Here is a 22,582-nt window from a genome sequence, read left to right on the forward strand (position 1 = left end):
TGGCGATCGCCGACCGGGCCCCGATCTCGGCGGCCCGGCCGGTGCTGTGCGAGGCGATACTCACCCGCGACCCATTTACCTCAACGCTCGCTGTCCAACGCGCGCATCTGTGATTGTGCATACCGGCTACCCGCGACGCCCTCGGGCGGGACCGCGGCCTCGATAGCGGCGAGATCCGCGTCGGTGAGCGTGACGTCGAGCGCTCCGAGTGCCTCTGACCAGCGGGTACGGGTCCGCGCACCGATCACCGGGACGATATCGCCGCCGCGGCTGAGTACCCAGGCGATGGCCAGCTGGGCAGTGGACACGCCCTTGCCCCGGGCGAGCGCGGCCAGGGCATCGACCAGTTTCAGGTTGGCGGTGAGATTGTCGCCTTGGAAACGGGGAGTGTGGGGCCGGTAGTCCGACTTGCCGAACCCGGTGGTGCGACCGGGAGCCGTATCGCTCAGCAGGCCCCGGGACAGCACTCCATAAGCGGTGATACCGATACCGAGTTCGCGACAGGCGGGCAGGATCTCGGCTTCGACCCCGCGCGAGAACAGCGAATACTCGATCTGCAGATCGGCGATCGGATGTACCGCGGCGGCCCGGCGCAGTGTTTCGGCGCCCACTTCGGAAAGCCCGATATGCCGCACATACCCCGCATCGACGAGTTCTGCGAGGGCACCGACTGTGTCCTCGATCGGCACCGCCGGGTCCAGCCGCGCCGGGCGGTAGATATCGACGTGCTCGACCCCGAGCCGCCGCAGGCTGTAGCTCAGGAAGTTGCGCAGTGCGGCCGGGCGACTGTCGAACCCCTGCCACGTGCCGTCCGGACCGATCATCCCGCCGAACTTCACGCTGAGAATCGTTTCCTCCCGGGGCCGATCGGCGATGGCTCTGCCCACCAGCAGTTCGTTATGGCCCATCCCGTAGAAATCGCCGGTGTCGACGAGCCGGGCGCCGGAATCGAGCGCGGCGTGCACGGTGGCCGCCGACTCGGTGTCGTCGGCCGGGCCGTAAGAACCCGACATTCCCATCGCGCCGAGCCCGATACGCCCGACCGTCGGCCCGGTGCTACCCAACTGCGCGACTGCGATCTGTGTATTCGTCATGGCATCCACGGTGGCGCAGTTCGGGCGGCCATGGCAGAGACGCTTTATCGGGGGAGCGGCGATCCCTGGCTGACCGCGCGCCGGTGCGCGACAGTGGAGGTATGGATCGCAGCGAACTCGCCGATTTCCTCCGCCGCCGCCGGGAACAGCTGACCACCGAGGCGGTGGGATTGCCCCCGGGTACTCGGCGCCGCACCCCGGGCCTGCGCCGGGACGAGGTGGCGCAGCTGGCCGGAATCTCCACCGACTACTACACGCGGTTGGAGCAGGCCCGCGGTCCGCGGCCGTCCACGCAGGTGCTCGCATCCCTCACCCGCGCGCTGCGGTGCACCGGTGACGAACGCGATCACATCTATCTGCTGTGCGATCACGCTCCGCCCAGTGGGAGCCGGACGGACAAACACGTGGGCCCGGGACTGATGCACGTACTGGCGAAACTGGACGATATCCCGGCGGCCGTCATCACCGATCTCGGTGAATGCCTGGTGCAGAACCGAATGCACACCCTGCTTTTCGGCGACCAGGCCGAACGGCCGGGCTGGGAACGGTTCCATGCCTGGCGGTGGTTCACCGAACCGGCGGTCCGGTCGATCACCCCGGCGGAGAATGTGGACCGGTTGTCCCGGCGGCAGGTGGCCGATCTGCGCGCCACCGCGGCCCGGCGACCCGGGGACCCCGACGTCGTCGAGTTCGTCGGCGCGCTCCGCTCGGCGAGTACGGAGTTCGACCGGCTGTGGAACGAACACGAAGTGGCGGTCCGGCTCTCCGACACCAAGACCGCCGTCCATCCCGAGGTCGGCGCGATCGATGTGTTCTGCGAAACACTGCTGACGCCCAGCGCTACCCAGCGACTGCTCATCTACTGGCCGCTGCCGGGTACCGACGCCGCGGAGAAGATGGAACTGCTCCGGGTCATCGGTACCCAGCGGCTGGATTCGAACGAACCGTCCTACTCGCGGCCCGCCGACGTGAACGACATATCCGCGTAGCGCGGCCCGGCTACCTGTTCGGCGATCGGCTCCAGCCGGTCCAGTTCGGCGGCGGTCAGCTTGACGGTGGTGGCGGCGGTGTTCTCCGCGAGCCTGGCCCGGCGCCGGGTGCCCGGAATGGGTACCACCGGCAACCCGTGGACCTGCGCCCGGGACTGCACCCAGGCCAGCGCGATCTGCGCGGGTGTGAGCCCGCGGGTCTCGGCGACGGCGCGCAGGGGGGCGAGGAGCGCGTCGTTGTGCGCGGCGTTGTCGCCGGTGAAACGGGGCATGTTCCGCCGGAAATCGCCCTCGGTCAGCTCGCCGGTGCTGGGCAGGGCGCCGGTGAGGAAGCCGCGACCCAGCGGCGAGTACGGGACGAAGGTGACACCCAGTTCGGCGGCGGCGGGCACGGCCGTGCGCTCGACATCCCGGGAGAACAGCGACCACTCCGACTGCACCGCCGCGATCGGGTGGACCGCGTGCGCGGCGCGCAGCTCGTCCCCGGTGACCTCGGACAGGCCGAGTGTGCGCACCTTGCCCGCCTGCACCAGTTCGGCCATCGCCCCTACGCTGTCCTCGATCGGCACCTGCGGGTCGCGCCGGTGCATGTAGTACAAGTCGATGGTGTCGATGCCGAGCCGGCGCAGGCTGGCGTCCACGGCCGCTCGGATGTACTCGGGTGAATTGTCGATACCGCGATAGTGCGGATCGTCGGCTTTGCGGACGAGCGCGAATTTGGTGGCCAGGACGATCCGGTCCCGGTTGGCGCGAACGAAATCGCTCAGGAATTCCTCGTTGTCACCTGAACCGTAGATGTCGGCGGTGTCGAACAGGGTGACGCCGAGTTCGAGGGCGTGATCCAGGGTCGCACGGGATTCCGCGCGATCGGTGGGGCCGTAGAACTCGCTCATCCCCATGCAGCCCAGCCCCTGGACGCCGACCCGGATCCCGTCGGTGCCCAATGCGGTGGTCGGCAGTATTGCGTACTCGGTCATGGTCTCGGCTGTCCCTTCACGAAGCTGCGTTATCGGTGGACCCGGCGACCTCACTCGGAGTGTGCTGTTCGTAGATCGAGATCTTGTGATCCAGCACCGCCACGGTCTGCTCCAGTTCGGCGATACGTTCGAGGACATCGGCGCGGGTCTTTCGGAACATCGCGAGCCGTTCGGGAATGGTGCTCGAGCCGGCGCGGACCAATTCGGCGTACCTGATCATGTCCGCAACCGTCATCCCGGTGGTGCGCAATCTGGTGATCAAGGTCAGCCAGTCGAGGTCGCGGTCGCTGAACCGCCGCTTACCGGTGTGGTCGCGGCCGATATGGGCGAGCAGGCCGATGCGCTCGTACCAGCGCAAGGTGTCCTGGCTCAGCCCGCAGTGCCGGGCGGCGGCCCCGATCGAATGCCGGGGGAGCTCCCGTGCCGGGTCGGTGACGTCCAGCCTGGGTCCGGTAACGCTCACGGGACTACCTCTCTTGCCTGAAGTTGCTGCGCCACAATAATTTACAAATGGCGCCCGTTGTCCTCTCGTCGAACGAGGACAACGTTATCCACCTGGAGTGGACTCCAAGCAAGCGCGGATCCGGATCAATCGCCGTGCGGTCGCCGGGCCCGGGGTTTCAAATGGCCGCCGGGCATCGGCGGCGCCGGAATGCGCTGGTCGGGAGTATGGCCGGCGATATCGCCGAAGCGTTCGATATCGTGCGACTCCCAATCCGCGCGGGCCGCCACGATCTCGGCATGGTCCCGGGCGACGAAGTTCCACCACATCACCAGTTCCTCCGCGAGCGGCTCCCCGCCGATCAAGGCGAACCGGCCCCCGGAGTCGCTGGACAACTCGAGATCGTCGCGGTCGGTACCCAGATACAGCAGCGGACCGGGCGTCAGCTCGGTCCCGGCTGCGGTCACCGTACCCTCCACCACCAGAAGTGCGTATTCGAACCCCGGGTCCAACGGCACAGTCGCCGCCGTCGCGGGCTCGATCTCGATATCGGCCCCTACCAGCGGGGTGTAGATGATCGCCGGTGAGGTGACCCCGGCCAGCGAGCCCAGCAGTACGACCGCCCGCAAGCCCGGGGCAGTGTGAACGGGCAGCTCCCGATGTTGTTCGAAATGCGGCGCGATATCGCGATGACCGTCGGGCAGCGCGATCCACAACTGCAACCCACGCCCGGCGGGGGCATCGGGAACCGTGTACTCCGAATGGGCGATACCGCGGCCGGAGGTCATGAGGTTGAGCTGGCCGGGTTCGATCCGCACATCCGAACGCACCGAATCCCGGTGCCGGATCATCCCCTCGAACGGCCAGGTGACGGTTTGCAGACCGATATGCGGATGTGGGTCGATATCGGGCGGTGCGCCGGTGACAGTGACCGTGGGCACGCCGAAATAATCCAGAAAGCACCAGGCTCCGACGGTCGGCAGATCCCGCTGCGGCAGAGTGCGCTCCACATAGGTTCCGCGCACTCCGCCCAATGGAACCTCACGTGCCGGATACAGCCGGGCTACCGGCCCCGGCCCGCTACCCGGCTCGCACAGGGTCTCGGCCGGATACGGATCGAGATCACTCACCGCCGCCGACCACGTGCTCGCTGTACTGCGGGTGTTTATCCAGGTAACCGCGGATGAACGCGCATTCGGGCCGGATCTTGCGCCCCCGCTCCACCGTATCGGTGATCGCGAACCCGGCAAGCCGACTACCCAAACCCTTGCCGCCGAACTCGGGGCCGATCTCGGTATGGGTGAAAACGGTTTCCCCACCCTGCTCGGTGTACTCCGCGAATCCGGCGAGTTCAGCGCCGTACCACACCTCGTAACGGTTCTCGTCGGGGTTGCGCAGCACCTTGCTCTGTTCGGTCGCTTCGGTCATCTCCGCAGCTCCTCTCCGCATCCGGATACCTCCACACGACGCCACGGCCGGTGGCCGTGCCGCCGAGCGCCAGCGTACTCAGACTGCGGTGGCACGGCCGCCGTGCCGGGCCGACGGGGCCAACGGCCGGAACCCGCGCGTACCGGCGTATCCGGTATCCGGCACGTAACCTGGGGACATGGCCAAGGAAATCGACCGGGTCCGGGCGCGTTCGGCGTGGGCAACGGTCAAGGAAAGCCCGGTGATCACCGCCATCGCGGTGGCACCGGCCGTGGTGGTGTTCGGTCTGGTCTGGTGGCTTATCGGCGGCTGGGCGGCTTTCCTGCTGCTCGTCGTACTCGGTGCCGGGGCGGTGTTCGGCGGCAAACTGCTGCGCTGAGCGTCAGCGCGGGACGTGGAAGGTCACCAGATCTCCCGATGCCGGGCCCACCTCGTCCCACCCGCCGGTGAAGCGCAGCACCGCCAGAGCGGATGTCGGAAATTTGCGGCTCAGCCGCAGGGCGTCATCGGTGTCGTGCACAGCCGCCAGGTCCCAGGCCGCCCATGGCATTCCCGGGACGTGGCCGAGCACCAGCAGGGTCGAGACCGCGGGATCGGTGCGGCCCACGAGTTCGACCAGATACTCGGCGCCGGCCTCGTAGATTCCGGACTCGAACCGCACCGGTGCGTCGATACCGGTGGCGGTGAGCGTTTCCCGGGTGCGGGTCGCGGTGGAACAGCGGACCGCGTCGATCGGCGGCTGGGTCGACCGCAGCCAGTCGCCGGCCAGGGCGGCTTCCCGTCGCCCGCGCGGGGCCAGCGGGCGTTCATGGTCCTCGACCCCGGCCGGATATGCCGATTTCCCGTGCCGCATCAAGATCAGAGTCCGAGCCATGGCACCACCGTAGGCACCCTCCGTGCGGAGATCCACAACACACTCGAGGCAAACTGAAAGCGGCGTCACAATGGAGGGTAGGCCGGCGACCCCGGTCCACGCACAGTCGTCACGCCTTGCCACCCGCGACCCGGACGGCACCAGCCCGCACATAAGTCTCGAGGATCTGTACAAATATGGCCTACGTAATCACACAGCGTTGCTGTAACGACGCGAGCTGCGTTTCCGAGTGCCCGGTCGACTGCATCCGCCCGACTCCGGACCAGCCGGAATTCGCGACGACCGAAATGCTCTACATCGACCCCGACACCTGTATCGACTGTGGCGCCTGTGTCGACGCGTGCCCGGTGGAGGCCATCTACTCCGAGGACGATCTGCCCGCGTCGCTGGCCCGGTTCCGGGAGATCAACGCGGCCTGGTTCGAACGCCATCCGCTGGAATCGAACCTGGATCCCATCTCGACCCCGGTGCGGCCACCCAAGGAACTGGGCACGCTGCGGGTCGCGATCGTCGGTGCCGGACCGGCGGCTGCCTACGCGGCCGACGAACTACTGCGGCGCTGCGACGTCCAGGTGGAGATGTTCGACCGCCTGCCCACGCCGTGGGGCCTGGTCCGCGCGGGCGTAGCCCCCGACCATCCGGGCACCAAAACGGTCGCGGGCATGTTCGAATCGGCATTCCGCCGCGACACCCTGCAGTACTACCTGAACGTCGAGGTCGGTAAACACATCACCCACGAGGAACTGCTGGCGCATCATCACGCTGTCCTCTACGCGGTGGGCGCCTCCTCGGACCGCCGGATGGGCATCCCGGGTGAGGAGCTGCCCGGCAGCCATTCCGCGACCGAGTTCGTGGCCTGGTACAACGGGCATCCCGACTACGCGGACCGTGCCTTCGACCTCTCCGGTGAGCGGGCCGTCATCGTCGGCAACGGTAACGTCGCGCTGGACGTCGCCCGGGTGCTGACCGTGGACCCCGACGAACTCGCGAAAACCGATATCGCCGATCATGCGCTCGCCGCGTTGCGCACCAGCAATATCCGCGAAGTCGTGGTGCTGGGCCGGCGCGGACCGCTACAGGCGGCCTACACCTCGCCGGAATTCCTGGCACTGGCGCATCTGTCCGGGGTCGATATCGTGCTCGACCCGGCCGAACTGGAACTCGATCCGGCCTCGCGGGCGCTGCTCGACCACCCGGATGTCGAACCCTCGTTGACGCTGAAATACGCGCTCGCCGAGGAATTCGCCGCGAAGCCGGCCGCCGAAGGCAACAAGCGGATCGTGTTCAAATTCTTGGCCGCCCCGGTCGCGGTCACCGGTACCGACAAGGTCGAAGGACTGGAATTCGCCCGCAACGAGCTGGTGGAAGAGGACGGCATCCTCAACGCCCGCCCCACCAGCGAAATCGATAGCCTGTCGGCTTCGCTCGTCCTTCGGTCGATCGGCTACCGCGGACAGCCGGTTCCGGATCTGCCGTTCGACGACAGGCGCGCGGTCGTTCCAAACGAACACGGCCGCGTCACGGCCCCGGACGGTCGACCACTGACCGGCGTCTATGTGAGCGGCTGGATCAAACGCGGCCCACGCGGGGTCATCGGTTCGAACCGGGTCGACTCGGAGGAAACCGTGGAGGGACTGATCGCCGATTTCATCGCCGGCAGACTGGCCGCACCCACGGCCGACCGGGACGCACTGCGCGCCCTGGTCCGGGAACGCCAGCCGGACCTGGTGGATCGGGTCGGCTGGAAGGCCATCGACCAGGCAGAACGGGGAGCCGGTAAGGACGCGGGGCGGCCCCGGGTCAAGTTCACCACCCTCGCGGACCTCCTGCAGGCGGCCAAGGGCGGTAGCTGAGGTCGAACGCACGGACTGCCGCCGAGCCGTGCAGCCGACGTGGTCCGTGCCCCGGAACGATCCGGGACACGGACCCACCACCGGGCCATCGAATGCCGAAGCAACCCAGTGAGTCGAGTTTTACGAGACACCCAAAGGGTTGAGGCCGTCTCGCCGTTCAGGCCTCGAAGCGCATGCGACGTGCGGTCGGCCATCCGATGGACCGACCGTTGAGCACCTTCGGCCGAGGTGAACCCACCCAGGCCAGGGTGCGAGTCTCGAGGCTTGAACGGCGAGACTTCAGGGCCTCAACCCCCGCGCGCGCCAGCGCGCCAAAAACACAGCACGTTCGCGAGCGAGCCCACTTCTCGCCTTTGCGTGCGAGTTCAGGCCCTCGCTTTCGCGTGCGAGTTCACGCGCTCTCGCCTTCGCGACAAGCTCGACCCGCACCCCCGCTACCCGTCGAAGAGCCGGTCCCAAGGTCTGGCTCTCCGGCCTACAGCGGCGTGATGCGGACGATCGTGGTGGTGATTCCGTCGACGACGAACCACAGTCGTAGTGTCGGCCGGCCAGTTGTCCGGTCGCCCGGTTCGTATCTGCTGCGGACGCTGATGTGCTGGCGGGCCAGGACCGGGGCGACGTATTCGATGACCGCGCGATGCGGGCCGCTGACCAGCTTCGGGTAGTCGACCAAGTACTGTTCCACGGCCTGCCAGTAGCAGGTGTTGTTCACGTGGTTGTACTGGTCGATATCGGTGGCTCGCAGTGGGAACGGCAGGTCGGTGTCGGATTCCGGTGGGGCCGCGTCGGTCAGCCAGGGGCGCCAGCGCAGTCGTTGTTCGGCTGTGGTCTGCGCGAGGTAGGCCAGGCCCGCGTCGCTGATGCGGGCGGGCATATTGTTCGACTCGTTGATATTGATCCAGAAACCCTCGGTCTCGATCAGGCCGCCGCGGTCGCTGGTGATCCGGACCCGCATATTCGCCCAGCGGGTGGACATGCTCGAACACCAGCGGCGCAGCTGGACACGGTCGGGCCACAGCACCGGCCGCACCACGTCGATGACCGTGCGCCGGATGATCCAGTTCGGGTCGCTGCGCTCCAGGACCGATTGCTGGAGGTTTTCCCAGGCGATGTCCTGGAGGTAGCGGGCGACACCGTCGAGGCGTAGGCGGTTGTACGGGTCCACGTCGCCGGCTCGCACCGGCCACGCCGTGACGAACCCCATGCCCTCGTGGGGAAGCGGGGTGAGCGGCTGATCGAGTGACACTTGTGCTCCTCGCGCGGCGGGCTGAGCCGCGGTACTTCTGCGTGTTTCCTGTGAGACGACTTTACGGGGCCTGTGTCACCGCGCCACGCTGAGCCGCCTGTTCGCTGTGTTCGGCGCGTGGCGGTGGCCGGTATCCGACGTAATGCGCGAGGATCGACCGGCCCGGGCGTGGGATGGACTTCGGCCGGTGATGCCCATTAGGTTGATCAGGACGGGTGGATTGGTACACATCGACTGGTGCGTCTCTATAGCCGCCCGGTCGGCGAACAGAGAGGGCGGCATATGCGCGCAGCTCAGGTCAGCAAACTCGACGGGCCGGAAGCGATCGAGATCGTCGATATCCCGGAACCGCAGCCGCTGCCGGGAGGTGTGGTGATCGACGTACACGCCGCCGGAGTCGCGTTCCCCGACGTCTTGATGACCCGTGGGCTCTACCAGATGAAACCCCCGATGCCCTTCGTCGTCGGCGGCGAGGTCGCCGGCGTGGTGCGCGAAGCCCCGGAGGGATCGCATGTGCGGCCCGGTGACCGCGTGTGCGCCCTCACCATGCTCGGTAACGCCATGGCCGAAGTGACCACCACCGCCGCCGAGATGGTTTTCAAGCTCCCGGACAACATCTCCTTCGAGGCGGGGGCCGGAATCCTGTTCAACGATCTCACCGTGCACTTCTGCCTGCGTAACCGCGGCCGCCTCGCCGAAGGTGAATCCGTGCTGGTGCACGGTGCCGCCGGTGGGATCGGTACCTCTACCCTGCGACTGGCGGGTGCGCTGGGTGCCGGTCGGGTGATCGCGGTGGTGAGCACCGCAGAGAAGGCCGAGATCGCCCGCGCGCACGGGGCCACCGATGTGGTGCTCACCGACGGCTGGCTGGACCGGGTCAAGGAACTCACCGACAACCGCGGTGTCGATATCGTGCTCGACCCGGTCGGCGGTGACCGCTTCACCGACAGCATCCGGTCGCTGGCCCGTGGTGGCCGACTGCTGGTGGTCGGTTTCACCGGCGGCGATATCCCGACTGTGAAGGTGAATCGGCTGCTGCTCAAGAATGTCGAGGTCGTGGGTGCCGGCTGGGGTGAATGGATGCTGTCCCACCCCGGCTACCTGACCGAACAGTGGGCCGAAGTGGAGCCGCTGTTCGCGACGGGCAAGATCGCCGCGCCGCAGGCTGTGCTCTTTCCGCTGGACCAGGCCGCGCAGGCGGTGGCCTCACTGGAAAACCGTGCCGCCACCGGCAAAGTCGTGGTGACGGTTCGCTGAGGCCGCGTTCCGCTGCCCACGCCGCGTGACGCACGCGGCCGATCCCGAATTCGCTTCCGGCGCATGCCGGTCCGTCTTGCCGTCGGGCCGGTCGCCCGGGTGGGCCCGCGATCCGCGGATGCTGGTGACCTGTCCTGTCGGTAGAGTTCCGGTATGCGGATGAAGTCGGCCATGATCGCGGGCGGGATGGCGTTGACCATGCTGATGGGCTGCTCGTCTTCCGACTCCGACGATTCGGACTTCTCGAAGAAGGCCCCACCGAAAGTCGCCGCACTGGGTCCGTTCGTCGGCGAATGTGGCCATGTGACCGATCAGGAGGTATCCGAGGTTCTCGGAGGTCCGGTGTGGATGAGCTACAAGAATTCCACCGGTTGCCGTTGGGAGGGCAGCGGGAGCATGACCTTCGCGAGTTACCGCGGCAGTCCCATCGGACGCGAGCGGGCGTGGGTGACGACCGCGGGGCGCGCCCCGGAATCGATCGAGGTCGCGGGCCGGCCGGGGTTCCAGGGCAGTTGGGGGACCATCTGCGATCTGGCGGTACAACTGGACGATGACTTCTTCGAATGGTCCCACCAGGCGGGGACGCTGGAGCCACCGTGTGAGGCCGCCCGCGAACTGGCCGAGCTGACCGTGCAGCGGTTGCAGTGAGGTCCGGTATGCGTAGACCTCCGTGGGGCCGGAGCGGCCTACTGGCATTGCTCGGCTGCGTACTGGTACTGCTTTCGGTCGGGTGTGGCAGCACCATCGACGGGTCGGCGGTGCCGGCGGGTGACTCCGAGCAGCTGGACGTGAACTTCGATAAATTGCTGCGCGAATGCGAAGTCGTGGACCGGGTCACCATCGGGGAGGCGGTCGGCGGTCAGCTCGCCAGCGGCGAGTTCAACGGTGCTGTGTGTATGTGGTTGGTCGTCGACGCTCCGGGCGGGAGCGCGCTGGTCACCCTGAACTGGTACGAGAACGGGACCCTGAGTAACGAGAAGACCACCTACGGCGAGCTCGGCTACACCTCGCAGATCATCGAGGTCGAAAGTTCCCAAGGGCTGGCGATCCGGCGTCCGCAGGACCCGGATTCGTGTGGGGTCACCGCCAGCGCGCCGGATTCCGGGGTGGTCGGGTGGTGGGTGAACTACCATCCGGGCTCGGCGCATCCCGATCCGTGTGAGCCGGTGAAGCAACTCATGGCGCTGACACTGAACCGGGCGCGGTGACGTCCGGCGGTGCCCCGGAAACCGAGGGGTCGTGGCCGGCCCGCCATATCACAACATCACCCCGGTTTTGACCCTATTCACTACGCCCGAGTACAGTGGACCGCTGTGCCCGGAAGGATACGGGCAAGTTCGAGCGTAGACATAGGCCAGCGAGAGCGGCTGACGATTCCAGCGTGCCTGTAAAGCGGGCCCTGAACTGCGCGCGACACGCCCGACCTCGGGACGCGAGAAACGTGGTTGGACGTGCGGGTGAAAGCTCGATGAACCGCCCTGACACCGCCATAACCGATAAAAGGAAAGCCGGTATATGCCAACCATCAACCAGCTGGTCCGCAAGGGTCGCCGCGACAAGGTCTCCAAGACCAAGACCGCGGCCCTCAAGGGGAGCCCGCAGCGTCGTGGCGTGTGCACCCGCGTGTACACCACCACCCCCAAGAAGCCGAACTCCGCGCTGCGGAAGGTCGCGCGTGTGAAGCTGACCAGCGCGGTCGAGGTCACGGCTTATATCCCGGGTGAAGGCCACAACCTCCAGGAGCACTCGATGGTGCTCGTGCGCGGCGGTCGTGTGAAGGACCTTCCCGGTGTGCGCTACAAGATCATTCGCGGCTCGCTCGATACCCAGGGTGTGAAGAACCGCAAGCAGGCCCGCAGCCGTTACGGCGCCAAGAAGGAGAAGAGCTGATATGCCTCGCAAGGGCCCCGCTCCCAAGCGTCCGCTGATCAACGACCCGGTCTACGGGTCGCCGCTGGTGACGCAACTGGTCAACAAGATTCTTCTCGACGGCAAGAAGTCGACTGCCGAGCGCATCGTCTACGGCGCGCTGGAGCAGGCGCGCGACAAGACCGGCACCGATCCGGTCGTCACCCTCAAGCGCGCGCTGGACAATGTCAAGCCTGCCCTCGAGGTCAAGCCGCGCCGCGTCGGTGGCGCCACCTACCAGGTGCCGGTCGAAGTGCGTCCCGGCCGCTCCAACACTCTCGCGCTGCGCTGGCTGGTGAACTACTCGCGGGCGCGTCGTGAGAAGACCATGGTCGAGCGTCTGGCCAATGAACTGCTGGATGCCAGCAATGGTCTCGGTGCTTCGGTCAAACGTCGCGAGGACACCCACAAGATGGCCGAGTCCAACCGGGCCTTCGCGCACTATCGCTGGTGATGTCTGCCCGGCCCATCGCTCCGGGGTCGGGAGGCTTACGGAAGCTCTGCTTCCGCTTTGAGACAGATGACGACTTCCGGGTCGTCGGCGAGAATCCCAACTAGCTACGAGCGGGGAAGATTTCCGTGGCACAGGACGTGCTCACCGACCTGAACAAGGTCCGCAACATCGGCATCATGGCCCACATCGATGCGGGCAAGACCACTACCACCGAACGCATCCTCTTCTACACCGGTGTGAACTACAAGATCGGCGAAACCCATGACGGGGCGTCGACCACCGACTGGATGGAGCAGGAGCAGGAGCGCGGAATCACCATCACCTCCGCGGCGGTGACCTGCTTCTGGAACCAGAATCAGATCAACATCATCGACACTCCGGGCCACGTGGACTTCACCGTCGAGGTGGAGCGCAGCCTGCGCGTGCTCGATGGCGCCGTCGCCGTCTTCGACGGTAAAGAGGGTGTGGAACCGCAGTCCGAGCAGGTGTGGCGGCAGGCGGACAAGTACGACGTGCCGCGGATCTGCTTCGTCAACAAAATGGACAAGCTCGGTGCGGACTTCTACTTCACCGTGCAGACCATCAAGGACCGTCTCGGTGCCAAGCCGCTGGTCATCCAGCTGCCGATCGGTGCCGAAGATTCCTTCGAGGGCATCGTCGACCTGGTCGAGATGAAGGCCAAGGTCTGGACCGGCGAGACCAAGCTGGGCGAGAAGTACGAGGTCCAGGACATCCCGGCCGATCTGGCCGAGCAGGCCGAGCAGTACCGGCAGGAACTCCTGGAGACCGTCGCCGAGTCCGACGAAGCGCTGCTGGACAAGTTCTTCGGCGGTGGTGAACTCTCGATCGAGGAGATCAAGGGCGCCATCCGCAAGATGACGGTCAACTCCGAGCTCTACCCGGTGCTGTGCGGTTCGGCGTTCAAGAACAAGGGCGTGCAGCCCATGCTCGACGCCGTGATCGACTACCTGCCCTCGCCGCTGGACGTCGAGTCCGTGCAGGGTCACGCGCCGAACAAAGAGGACGAGGTTCTCATCCGTAAGCCGAGCGCCGACGAGCCGTTCGCGGCGCTGGCGTTCAAGATCGCGGTGCACCCGTTCTTCGGCAAGCTGACCTACGTCCGCGTCTACTCGGGCAAGGTCGATTCCGGCGCCCAGGTCATCAACGCGACCAAGGGCAAGAAGGAGCGTCTGGGCAAGCTGTTCCAGATGCACTCCAACAAGGAGAACCCGGTCCCCTCGGCCAGCACCGGCCATATCTACGCGGTCATCGGCCTGAAGGACACCACCACCGGCGATACCCTGTGCGATCCGAACAATCAGATCGTGCTGGAGTCCATGACCTTCCCGGACCCGGTCATCGAGGTCTCCATCGAGCCCAAGACCAAGTCCGACCAGGAGAAGCTGGGCACCGCGATCCAGAAGCTCGCCGAAGAGGATCCGACCTTCACGGTGAAACTGGACCAGGAGACCGGCCAGACCGTCATCGGCGGTATGGGCGAGCTGCACCTGGACATCCTGGTCGACCGGATGAAGCGCGAATTCAAGGTCGAGGCGAACGTCGGCAAGCCGCAGGTGGCCTACCGCGAGACCATCACCAAGAAGGTCGAGAAGCTCGAGTACACCCATAAGAAGCAGACGGGTGGTTCGGGTCAGTTCGCGAAGGTGATCATCGCGCTGGAGCCGTTCGTCGGTGAAGACGGTGCCACTTACGAGTTCGAGAACAAAGTCACCGGTGGCCGTGTGCCGAGGGAATACATCCCTTCGGTCGACGCGGGCGCACAGGACGCCATGCAGTACGGTGTTCTCGCCGGTTACCCGCTGGTCAACCTGAAAGTGTCCCTGCTCGACGGTGCGTACCACGACGTCGACTCCTCGGAGATGGCGTTCAAGATCGCCGGCGTGCAGGCCCTCAAGGAAGCGGCCCGTAAGGCCGGTCCGGTGATCCTCGAACCGCTGATGGCGGTCGAGGTCACCACGCCCGAGGACTACATGGGCGATGTGATCGGCGACCTCAACTCCCGCCGTGGCCAGATCCAGGCCATGGAGGAACGCAGTGGTGCCCGTGTCGTCAAGGCGCTGGTTCCGCTCTCGGAGATGTTCGGCTATATCGGTGATCTGCGGTCGAGGACCCAGGGCCGGGCGAACTACTCCATGGTGTTCGACTCGTACGCGGAGGTTCCGGCCAACGTGTCGAAGGAGATCATCGCCAAGGCGACCGGCGAGTAAATACCCCTCCGGGGCAGGTAGCTCGCCTGCCCCGGATCTCCCGGGAGTTTGTACAACCGTTAGTTCCCCGCGTAAGCGGGGATGACCCCCGCACTGCTGCAACTGCAAGCACCAACAAGTCCAGGAGGACCACACAGTGGCGAAGGCGAAGTTCGAGCGGACAAAGCCGCACGTCAACATCGGCACCATCGGTCACGTCGACCACGGCAAGACCACGCTTACCGCAGCGATCACCAAGGTGCTGGCGGAGAAGTTTCCGGATCTGAACGAGAGCTTTGCCTTCGATCAGATCGATAAGGCGCCGGAGGAGAAGGCTCGTGGTATCACGATCAACATCTCCCACGTCGAGTACCAGACCGAGAAGCGCCACTACGCTCACGTAGACGCCCCCGGTCACGCCGACTACATCAAGAACATGATCACCGGTGCGGCGCAGATGGACGGCGCCATCCTGGTGGTCGCGGCCACCGACGGCCCGATGCCGCAGACCCGTGAGCACGTGCTGCTCGCCCGTCAGGTCGGCGTGCCCTACATCCTGGTCGCGCTGAACAAGTCGGACATGGTCGACGACGAGGAAATCCTCGAGCTCGTCGAGATGGAGGTCCGTGAGCTGCTGGCTTCGCAGGAGTTCGACGAGGATGCCCCCGTCGTGCGCGTCTCCGGCCTGAAGGCTCTCGAAGGCGATGCCAAGTGGAGCGAGTCCATCGTCGAGCTGATGAACGCGGTCGACGAGTCGATCCCGGACCCGGTCCGTGAGACCGAGCTGCCGTTCCTGATGCCGATCGAGGACGTCTTCACCATCACCGGTCGTGGCACCGTCGTCACCGGCCGTGTCGAGCGTGGCGTGATCAACCTCAACGCTGAGGTCGAGATCGTCGGCATCCGCCCGGAGAAGACCAAGACCACCATCACCGGTATCGAGATGTTCCGGAAGATGCTGGACACCGCGCAGGCGGGCGATAACGCGGGTCTGCTGATCCGTGGTATCAAGCGCGAGGATGTGGAGCGCGGCCAGGTCGTGGTCAAGCCGGGCACCACCACCCCGCACACGGAGTTCGAGGGTCAGGCCTACATCCTGTCGAAGGATGAGGGTGGCCGCCACACCCCGTTCTTCAACAACTACCGTCCGCAGTTCTACTTCCGTACGACTGACGTGACGGGCGTTGTGACCCTGCCCGAGGGCACCGAAATGGTTATGCCCGGCGACAACACCGAGATGCTGGTCAAGCTGATCCAGCCGGTCGCCATGGACGAGGGTCTGCGTTTCGCGATTCGTGAGGGTGGCCGCACCGTCGGTGCCGGTCGCGTCACGAAGATCATCGCCTGACTCGCTGAATCACCGAGAACGGCGCCGCTCCTTCGGGGGCGGCGCCGTTTTCGTTTCCTCGTGAGCGAAGATGAGGACTTCGTTCAACGCTGATAGGGTCCCCGCATGCGTGACAAGACCGTCGGTGTCCTGCTGATCACGTACCAAAGTGCGGAGGATCTACCAACTTTCTTGCAGTCGATCGAGAACGCGGTGCAGCCGCTGGAACTGGATATCGTCTGCGTCGACAACACGTCCACTGACAACGGTCCCGTGCTGGTAGAGGAATTCGGCGGTCGCGTCACCCGTAATCACCGCAACGTGGGTTTGGCTGCGGCGATCAATCAGGCGGCAGCGCAGACCGACGCGGATTGGCTGTTGGTGGCCAATCCGGATACAAAACTGGCCCCCGGGTCGATATCGACTCTCGTGGAAACTGCCCGCTCCGACGAGCGGATCGGGATGATCGGACCACGTATCGCCCGGCTGGACGGGACGCTGTATCCCTCCGGTCGCGCGTTTCCGTCACTGCTGGTCGGTATCGCACACGCGATCTTGGGTGGGGTGTGGCCGGGTAACCCGGCCACACGGCGGTACTTTGGTCGGCAGGTCACCGAAGTCAGTGACGTGGACTGGATTTCGGGATGCTGCATGCTGTTCCGCCGTGAAGCATTCGATGCTGTGGATGGATTCGACGAGCGGTATTTCCTCTACTTCGAGGAAACGAAGATGGCGCTCGATCTGCATCGCAACGGGTGGCGGGTGGTGTTGGATCCAAACGTGGAGATCCGTCACCGTGAGGGTGGAAGCATGCGTTCGGCGCCGCTGCGCAAGGTGCGTACCCACCACCACAGCGCACTGCGGTTCTACTGCGACTACCACCGGGGCACACCGTGGATGCTGTTCGTGCCGCTGGTCGCCGTGGGGCTGGTCGTGCGTGGTGTTCTTGCCGCCGCCCGCACGGCGATCACGGGCCGGCTGGCGCGTAACTGAACGGCTGTTCGTCCAGGGTTAAGCCCGCAGCGAGATCGTCGAGCAGTTTGTGTACCACGGCATTACCTGTGCGGGAGCTGGGCATGCATTGGTCGCAGTCGTCGGCGATCGGCCGTTGCGCAGAGGTGGTGACTACGTCGAGGATTCGGGAGCGTTTGATATTGCCGAGGTCGTATCCGCCCTGGGCGAAGCGTGGCTCGGCTTTGAGATCGCAGGGTGCTAATAAACCGTAGGGGCTGATCGTGGGTCGCAGGTAGCGGGCCATGCATTCACGGGTTCGGGCTCGCTGGGGTGTGGAGCCGTTGGCGATGGCGACCAGTTCGTCGCCGAGATCGATTCGGGTTCCGGCGGGCGGGGCAGCGCGTAAGGCACGGAGTTGTTCGCGCAGCCGTGCTGTCTGCATACCGTCAAGGCTGTTGGTGACTTCGACCTCGTCTTTCCGGAGATCGAGCCAGTCTGCCTCGGCGTTGGCTGCGAAGGCGGCCATCTCGGTGATCTGCTCGATATTGAACGGCTGAATGACACAGCCCATGCCGAGTCGCAGACCATCGCTGCGCGCTGTGCGCAGGGCCGCCAAATTTTCCACGACGCGATGCAGGGCCCGCTGTTGGGGGCGGGTACCGGCAATGCGGTCGTAGGTAATGGGATCCGGCGAGTGGATGCTGAACCGGATCCGATGGCAGCGCAGAAGGGCCGCGAACAGCGGTGTTCCGGATCGGATACTGAACCCGGTGGTGTAGACGTGAATGTCGAACCCGAGATCGGCAGCCGCGGTGAGGATGTCGGGGAGTTCGGGGTTGATCAGGGCTTCACCGCCGCCGGATATCACTACGCGCCGTACGCCGCCGTCGCGGAGATCACCGAGGACCCGGATCCATTCGTGTGCGCTGAGCAGGCCACCGGCGTCGAGGAACTGGGTGGTGTAGGTGAGCTCCTTCTGGTCCGACCACAGGCACATTGCGCAGGAATAGTTGCAGGTACCGCGGGTGGGATGGATTTCTACGGTTTCCGACATCGCTGGCTCGTGGGCCGCTATGAGAGCCGGGCGGTCAGGGTTTCGCTGCCACTCAGTAATGGTCGATGCAGCAGCGGCCCACCGTAGCCGATGTGGGTAATAGTTGCTGTTGACCAGATCGTGCACCGCGATGCTGGTGCGGCAGTGGCGGTAGGCCGCTCGCACCATCCCCAGATCTACCTCCAAGTCGGCCGCGAGCCGGACGGCCGCTGTGGAAGGTGTCGCCAGATGCGACAGGATGGTTGCCTGGAGGCTGCCGCTCGTGCCCGCAGTCGCGGCCGAGACGAGACGAGTCAGTTCGATGTCGTCCCACAGGATGCCGGTGCGTGTGCCCACTGGTGTACTCATGCTGGCTGCCGCTCCTGTGTCGCGAGCTCCCGGCACACAGCGTTCCATTCGGCCGGCCGAAGAACTGTGACCAGAGAGTGGCGCCGGTGGAAGATCAGCATGACCCCGGTGGGATGGAGCAGGACTCGCCGGTCCTGGGGTTCGGTTTTCAGTTCGGCGGCCAGCTGGGAAATGTCGAGGGGATTGTCCAAGGCCCAGTGCTTGTCGACGCTGCGGATCGGCACCAGTTCGACATCGGACTCGTTGCCGTCGGCGTGGCCGATGAGCACGTCGGTCGCCTGGCGTTCTTCGGTTTCGAAGTGGGTGCCGATCTGGAACTTGTGTCGTGCCTCGACATCCCGGGGCAGTTGTTTGGCAGATCCGTCGGCGAGTACCGATTCGGCATTCCTGAGCAGACGGCTTGGTGGTTGGTCGTGGACCGAGCCGAGGGCGGCGTTGCCGACCATTTCCCGGCCCCACGTTGTTGCCTGCAAACGGAACTCACCGTTCGGGCGGATATTGCAGAGGGTGTCTTTGATCTGTTCGGACAGCTGCTGGAGGGTGATCGTGCGGCCGGTACGTATCGGCGCCAACCCGGTAGCCGGCCAGAACGAATTGAATGTCAGATACACACCACGGTCAGCGAGGTCTGCCTGGTGTTCGTCGACCAGGGTCTGCACACTGTGGAATTCGTGCTTGCGCAACGCCAGCTCCGGGTAGTTCTCGCGAGCCTGACCGGAATAACTGGGGGCGCACAGGTGGTGCTGCACGGCGAGTCGGCGATCGGCGAGGTAGCCGCTGAGCTCGATGGCCCGCTCCCAGTTGCCGCGGTGCACGACGGTGATGACGGTAGTCGGTTTCCCTGTTCCGGCGAGCCTGTGCAGCCCGTCCAGTACGCGTGGCAGATTCTTCCCGCGTGCCGACCCGTGTAGATCGTTGGTGATGCCGTCGACGCTGGTGCAGATCCGGGTCAGATTCGATTCGGCCAGCTGACGCTGGATCTCCGGGGTGAGCAATGTGGCGTTTGTGATCAGCGTGGACGCGCACCGCCGCAGCAGGTGTGTGCTGTCGAGGACCGCGGGCAGTTGGTGATGCATCGTCATTTCCCCACCGGTCAGCACCACCTCCAGCGTGCCGGCGTCATCCGCCGCAGTCATCGCCTGCTGCACCACAGCGGCATCGAGCTGCTGAGTACGCCAGACCTCGCCGGGATGGCAGTATCTGCACCGCAGGTTGCATTCGTTGACAGCATCGATGACCAGTCGCAGCACCCGGCCAGTCGGTTCGAGCCGCGCGCCGTAGTAGTCGTTAATGTTCATTTAGGTTCCTTTATTGGATTTGTCCGGTGGTTCAGTTCGGCTCCGGTTCCAGCGCGGAAATTCCCCAGATGGCAATGGAATAAGTGCTGCCCATTGGTGCGGCGAATTTCATTCTGGTTCCTGCATCGCCCACTTATGCAGGGCATTCAGAAGTCCGGTGATTACCGTCGGGTCAGCTTCTGTAGCGGGTGCTTCCGTGTGCATCTCGCCCCGTTGCTCGAATGTCGCTCCTGGAATGCGCTTGGGCAATCGCGGGCGAGTCCGGTTCGGTGCTACAGAGTCGATGGACCGACCATAGAGGTTTCTCACTGCCAACTCCGTCTTGGCTATTTATCTCGGATCAGGTACTGCCTGTCACGTAATCGAGGAATGACTGGGCAGAACATCTGGCCTGGCAAATTTCCGTCGAGCAGTAATGGTGAATCCGTAGGAGCGTTCGAGCTTCTTCGAAGCTCGTTACCCGAATCGGCCGATCGCAGCGCAATGCCATCGAAAAGCCCTCGTGCCCGAAGGACAGTGCCACCAGTACCCCCTGATCTGCGCTGAATGTGATGTTCGGTCAGCCTGGCTGGACTCGTATAGGTTCAGTCGCATCCGTGCTGATGAACCCAGCATCAGGGGGCAACCGTCTGCGCGGAACTGGCGCTTGGTCGCAATGCACTGACGTTTCGCTGGCCTTGGCTGCCGGTCCCGATCGCGTTCGCGCTTATGGGTGACACACTGAGCACATGGAACTCAATGGGGCGCCGATCAGTCAGTCCGCTATTGCTGCACTGGGTTTGGTGGGCTATGGGCACTTCACTTCCATGCGTGTAGAGCATCGCGCTGTGCGTGGCTTCACCCAGCACATGGATCGGCTCGTCCGAGACTGTCAGACGGTGTTCGATGCTGAACTCGATGTCGACCGCGTGCGCGTGTTCATCCGGCAGGCCCTTGAAGATGTTGATTCCGCAGTTGTCTTACGGGTTACCATCTTCGATCCGGGGATCACACTCAGCAAACCGGGAGCAGATGCAGAACCTGCGGTTCTGGTTACTGTGCGCGAGGCGCCGCCTGTCCCAGAGTCTCCGCTCACCCTGCGGTCAGCGGTCTACAGTCGGGACCTACCCAGGACCAAACATGTCGGACTGTTCGGAGCTCTTCATCAACGTCGTCTGGCGCAGCGTGATGGCGCCGACGATGTCCTGTTCACCACCGCTGACGGAGCTATCAGCGAGATTGCGACCTCGAATATCGGGGTTATCGCAGACGGGCACCTCATCTGGCCGGAGGCGGAGGTTCTGCCCGGCGTCACGATGCGCTTGCTCAGCCAGACCTTGGACGAGGAAGTCATCGTCAAGCCGATCACGTTGGCCGAGCTGCCATACGTCGATGGCGCTGTCGCGACCAATGCCGCGGTGGGAGTGCGCGCAATCGGTCGAATCGATGACATTGAAGTTCCGATAGATCGCGTAATGATCGACCGGCTCCGGGCGGAATACGAATCCGTTCCAGCGCAACGGGTCTGATGAGCTTAATATGACGTTGGGGTGCTGATCAAGTCGCTCGGGGAAGGGGGCGTATACCCGATGGCCATTGTTGTTCGAAGCTGGACGGGAGCAGAAGCACGTGCGTTGCGTGGTGCACGCAGGATGAGTCTGGTCGAGTTCGCCGCACACATCGGGGTCAATCCCCGGGTGGTCTCCCGTTGGGAGGCCGGCGGTGCGACCATCAAGCCCCGCCCGGTCAACCAGGCGGCCCTCGACACAATCCTGTCCCGACTCAGAGACGACGAACTTGTTCGTTTTATCGAGGCGATATCCCCATCTGTACTCAGTGCGGCACGGGATCCCGATGTCACCCAGAGCTGTTCTCGTCGGCGTCATCCCATAGATGGCAAGTTGATGACCTGGGTACCGGAGGGAACTTTCCTTGCGGGAGCACAAGACCAGCCGGCGTGGGTGGGTGGCTTCTGGATGGATATTTTTCCGACAACCAATGCCGACTATGCACGCTTCATCGCGGCAAGCGCGCATCTCCCGCCGAGACATTGGGGTGGACTGCACCCGGAACGTGAGGTTGCCGACCATCCTGTGGTCTGGGTTACGTGGGACGACGCTGCGAATTACGCTGCGTGGGCCCATAAGTCTTTGCCGACCAGTCAGCAGTGGGAGAAGGTCGCCCGGGGTACCCGCGGCAACACGTGGCCCTGGGGAAACCAGCCGACTCCGGCCAAATGTAATGTCCGTGGTTCCGGACCCGGCACAACGACCTCCGTGGACACGTACGCCAGTGGAGTCAGCCCCTTCGGGGTCTACGACCTTGTGGGTAACACCTGGGAGTGGATCGCAACAGAGACCACGGTCGGCCGCTATCAGCTCAAAGGCTCGGCCTTCACAAGCCCTTTCGACAGAGGCGAACCGGCTGCATTTAATGATGCAGCGCGGAATATGCTCGACGATGACACTGGTTTCCGGTGTATCGCGACCGATCTATCGAATTGATCGCTTGCACAAGATGGGCGGCCACGCCGTGGTGGTCGCCGCCGCCGGTGGCCCGATGTGGCAGACCGAGCGTGGTCAAGCCGGGCACCACCCCGCACACCGAGTTCGAGGGTCAGGCCTACATCCTGTCGAAGGATGAGGGTGGCCGCCACACCCCGTTCTTCAACAACTACCGTCCGCAGTTCTACTTCCGTACGACTGACGTGACGGGCGTTGTGACCCTGCCCGAGGGCACCGAAATGGTTATGCCCGGCGACAACACCGAGATGCTGGTCAAGCTGATCCAGCCGGTCGCCATGGACGAGGGTCTGCGTTTCGCGATTCGTGAGGGTGGCCGCACCGTCGGTGCCGGTCGCGTCACGAAGATCATCGCCTGATTCGCTGAATCA

General features: G+C 64.8%; 22 protein-coding genes and 1 pseudogene. 14 read left to right on the forward strand and 9 right to left on the reverse strand.

Annotation, left to right across the window (positions count from 1 at the left end):
- Positions 1-80: 80 nt before the first annotated feature.
- Positions 81-1,094 carry an aldo/keto reductase gene (locus OG405_RS28625; protein ID WP_327149506.1) on the reverse strand — a complete coding sequence of 338 codons (1,014 nt, stop codon included), beginning with the start codon at positions 1,092-1,094 and terminating at the stop codon, positions 81-83.
- A gap of 101 nt (positions 1,095-1,195) precedes the next feature.
- Here OG405_RS28625 and OG405_RS28630 point away from each other — a divergent pair, with 101 nt between their 5' ends.
- Positions 1,196-2,083, forward strand: a complete 888-nt coding sequence (locus OG405_RS28630; protein ID WP_327149507.1) for a helix-turn-helix transcriptional regulator — start codon at positions 1,196-1,198, stop codon at positions 2,081-2,083.
- Here OG405_RS28630 and OG405_RS28635 read toward each other — a convergent pair.
- From OG405_RS28635 to OG405_RS28650, 4 genes are all read right to left on the reverse strand, one after another.
- Positions 2,044-3,060 (reverse strand): aldo/keto reductase, encoded by a 1,017-nt coding sequence (locus tag OG405_RS28635; RefSeq protein WP_327149508.1) that lies wholly within the window; start codon positions 3,058-3,060, stop codon positions 2,044-2,046. The genes OG405_RS28630 and OG405_RS28635 overlap by 40 nt on opposite strands.
- Before the next feature lie 16 nt (positions 3,061-3,076).
- Positions 3,077-3,523 carry a MerR family transcriptional regulator gene (locus tag OG405_RS28640; protein ID WP_327149509.1) on the reverse strand — a complete coding sequence of 149 codons (447 nt, stop codon included), beginning with the start codon at positions 3,521-3,523 and terminating at the stop codon, positions 3,077-3,079.
- Positions 3,524-3,648: 125 nt separating this feature from the next.
- Entirely contained in the window at positions 3,649-4,632 is a 984-nt protein-coding gene (locus OG405_RS28645) for a pirin family protein (protein WP_327149510.1), read from the reverse strand.
- Complete coding sequence (locus tag OG405_RS28650; RefSeq protein WP_327149511.1) at positions 4,625-4,930, reverse strand: GNAT family N-acetyltransferase; 306 nt, start codon at positions 4,928-4,930, stop codon at positions 4,625-4,627. Before OG405_RS28650 ends, OG405_RS28645 begins: the two co-directional genes overlap by 8 nt.
- A 178-nt stretch (positions 4,931-5,108) precedes the next feature.
- Here OG405_RS28650 and OG405_RS28655 point away from each other — a divergent pair, with 178 nt between their 5' ends.
- On the forward strand, positions 5,109-5,309 hold the full coding sequence (locus tag OG405_RS28655) for a hypothetical protein (RefSeq protein WP_327149512.1): 201 nt from the start codon (positions 5,109-5,111) through the stop codon (positions 5,307-5,309).
- Positions 5,310-5,312: 3 nt separating this feature from the next.
- Here the strand turns inward: OG405_RS28655 and OG405_RS28660 are convergent, their stop codons facing one another.
- A complete protein-coding gene (locus tag OG405_RS28660) occupies positions 5,313-5,804 on the reverse strand; it encodes a SixA phosphatase family protein (protein WP_327149513.1) in 492 nt (163 codons plus the stop codon).
- 176 nt (positions 5,805-5,980) lie between these two features.
- Here OG405_RS28660 and OG405_RS28665 point away from each other — a divergent pair, with 176 nt between their 5' ends.
- Positions 5,981-7,657 carry a 4Fe-4S binding protein gene (locus tag OG405_RS28665; protein ID WP_327149514.1) on the forward strand — a complete coding sequence of 559 codons (1,677 nt, stop codon included), beginning with the start codon at positions 5,981-5,983 and terminating at the stop codon, positions 7,655-7,657.
- 475 nt (positions 7,658-8,132) lie between these two features.
- Here the strand turns inward: OG405_RS28665 and OG405_RS28670 are convergent, their stop codons facing one another.
- Complete coding sequence (locus tag OG405_RS28670) at positions 8,133-8,903, reverse strand: acyl-[acyl-carrier-protein] thioesterase (protein WP_327149515.1); 771 nt, start codon at positions 8,901-8,903, stop codon at positions 8,133-8,135.
- Between the two features lie 282 nt (positions 8,904-9,185).
- Here OG405_RS28670 and OG405_RS28675 point away from each other — a divergent pair, with 282 nt between their 5' ends.
- The 8 genes from OG405_RS28675 (at position 9,186) to OG405_RS28710 (ending at position 17,049) form a co-directional block, all read left to right on the forward strand.
- Positions 9,186-10,160 carry an NADPH:quinone oxidoreductase family protein gene (locus OG405_RS28675; protein WP_327152568.1) on the forward strand — a complete coding sequence of 325 codons (975 nt, stop codon included), beginning with the start codon at positions 9,186-9,188 and terminating at the stop codon, positions 10,158-10,160.
- Positions 10,161-10,313: 153 nt separating this feature from the next.
- Complete coding sequence (locus OG405_RS28680; RefSeq protein ID WP_327149516.1) at positions 10,314-10,808, forward strand: DUF3558 domain-containing protein; 495 nt, start codon at positions 10,314-10,316, stop codon at positions 10,806-10,808.
- Between the two features lie 8 nt (positions 10,809-10,816).
- Positions 10,817-11,368, forward strand: a complete 552-nt coding sequence (locus OG405_RS28685; RefSeq protein ID WP_327149517.1) for a DUF3558 domain-containing protein — start codon at positions 10,817-10,819, stop codon at positions 11,366-11,368.
- Between the two features lie 307 nt (positions 11,369-11,675).
- Positions 11,676-12,050, forward strand: a complete 375-nt coding sequence (gene rpsL / locus OG405_RS28690) for a 30S ribosomal protein S12 (protein WP_063041881.1) — start codon at positions 11,676-11,678, stop codon at positions 12,048-12,050.
- A 1-nt stretch (position 12,051) separates the two neighbouring features.
- Positions 12,052-12,522: a 30S ribosomal protein S7 gene (rpsG, locus tag OG405_RS28695; protein WP_150399709.1), complete on the forward strand. Its 471-nt coding sequence runs from the start codon at positions 12,052-12,054 to the stop codon at positions 12,520-12,522.
- A gap of 125 nt (positions 12,523-12,647) precedes the next feature.
- Positions 12,648-14,750, forward strand: a complete 2,103-nt coding sequence (fusA, locus tag OG405_RS28700; protein WP_327149518.1) for an elongation factor G — start codon at positions 12,648-12,650, stop codon at positions 14,748-14,750.
- A gap of 136 nt (positions 14,751-14,886) precedes the next feature.
- Entirely contained in the window at positions 14,887-16,077 is a 1,191-nt protein-coding gene (tuf, locus tag OG405_RS28705) for an elongation factor Tu (protein ID WP_327149519.1), read from the forward strand.
- Between the two features lie 105 nt (positions 16,078-16,182).
- A complete protein-coding gene (locus tag OG405_RS28710) occupies positions 16,183-17,049 on the forward strand; it encodes a glycosyltransferase family 2 protein (RefSeq protein WP_327149520.1) in 867 nt (288 codons plus the stop codon).
- Here OG405_RS28710 and OG405_RS28715 read toward each other — a convergent pair.
- Both OG405_RS28715 and OG405_RS28720 read right to left on the reverse strand, forming a co-directional pair.
- Positions 17,024-18,412, reverse strand: a complete 1,389-nt coding sequence (locus tag OG405_RS28715) for a radical SAM protein (RefSeq protein ID WP_327149521.1) — start codon at positions 18,410-18,412, stop codon at positions 17,024-17,026. The genes OG405_RS28710 and OG405_RS28715 overlap by 26 nt on opposite strands.
- A complete protein-coding gene (locus OG405_RS28720; protein ID WP_327149522.1) occupies positions 18,409-19,710 on the reverse strand; it encodes a radical SAM protein in 1,302 nt (433 codons plus the stop codon). Before OG405_RS28720 ends, OG405_RS28715 begins: the two co-directional genes overlap by 4 nt.
- 728 nt (positions 19,711-20,438) lie before the next feature.
- Here OG405_RS28720 and OG405_RS28725 point away from each other — a divergent pair.
- The 3 genes and pseudogenes from OG405_RS28725 to OG405_RS28735 form a co-directional block, all read left to right on the forward strand.
- A complete protein-coding gene (locus OG405_RS28725; protein WP_327149523.1) occupies positions 20,439-21,218 on the forward strand; it encodes an aminotransferase class IV family protein in 780 nt (259 codons plus the stop codon).
- A 123-nt stretch (positions 21,219-21,341) separates the two neighbouring features.
- Positions 21,342-22,193 carry an SUMF1/EgtB/PvdO family nonheme iron enzyme gene (locus tag OG405_RS28730; protein ID WP_327149524.1) on the forward strand — a complete coding sequence of 284 codons (852 nt, stop codon included), beginning with the start codon at positions 21,342-21,344 and terminating at the stop codon, positions 22,191-22,193.
- A gap of 71 nt (positions 22,194-22,264) precedes the next feature.
- Positions 22,265-22,570 (forward strand): annotated as a pseudogene (locus OG405_RS28735) (elongation factor Tu); the annotation flags it as partial.
- Positions 22,571-22,582: the final 12 nt, after the last annotated feature.

It is taken from the genome of Nocardia sp. NBC_01329, assembly GCF_035956715.1.
Lineage (GTDB): Bacteria > Actinomycetota > Actinomycetes > Mycobacteriales > Mycobacteriaceae > Nocardia.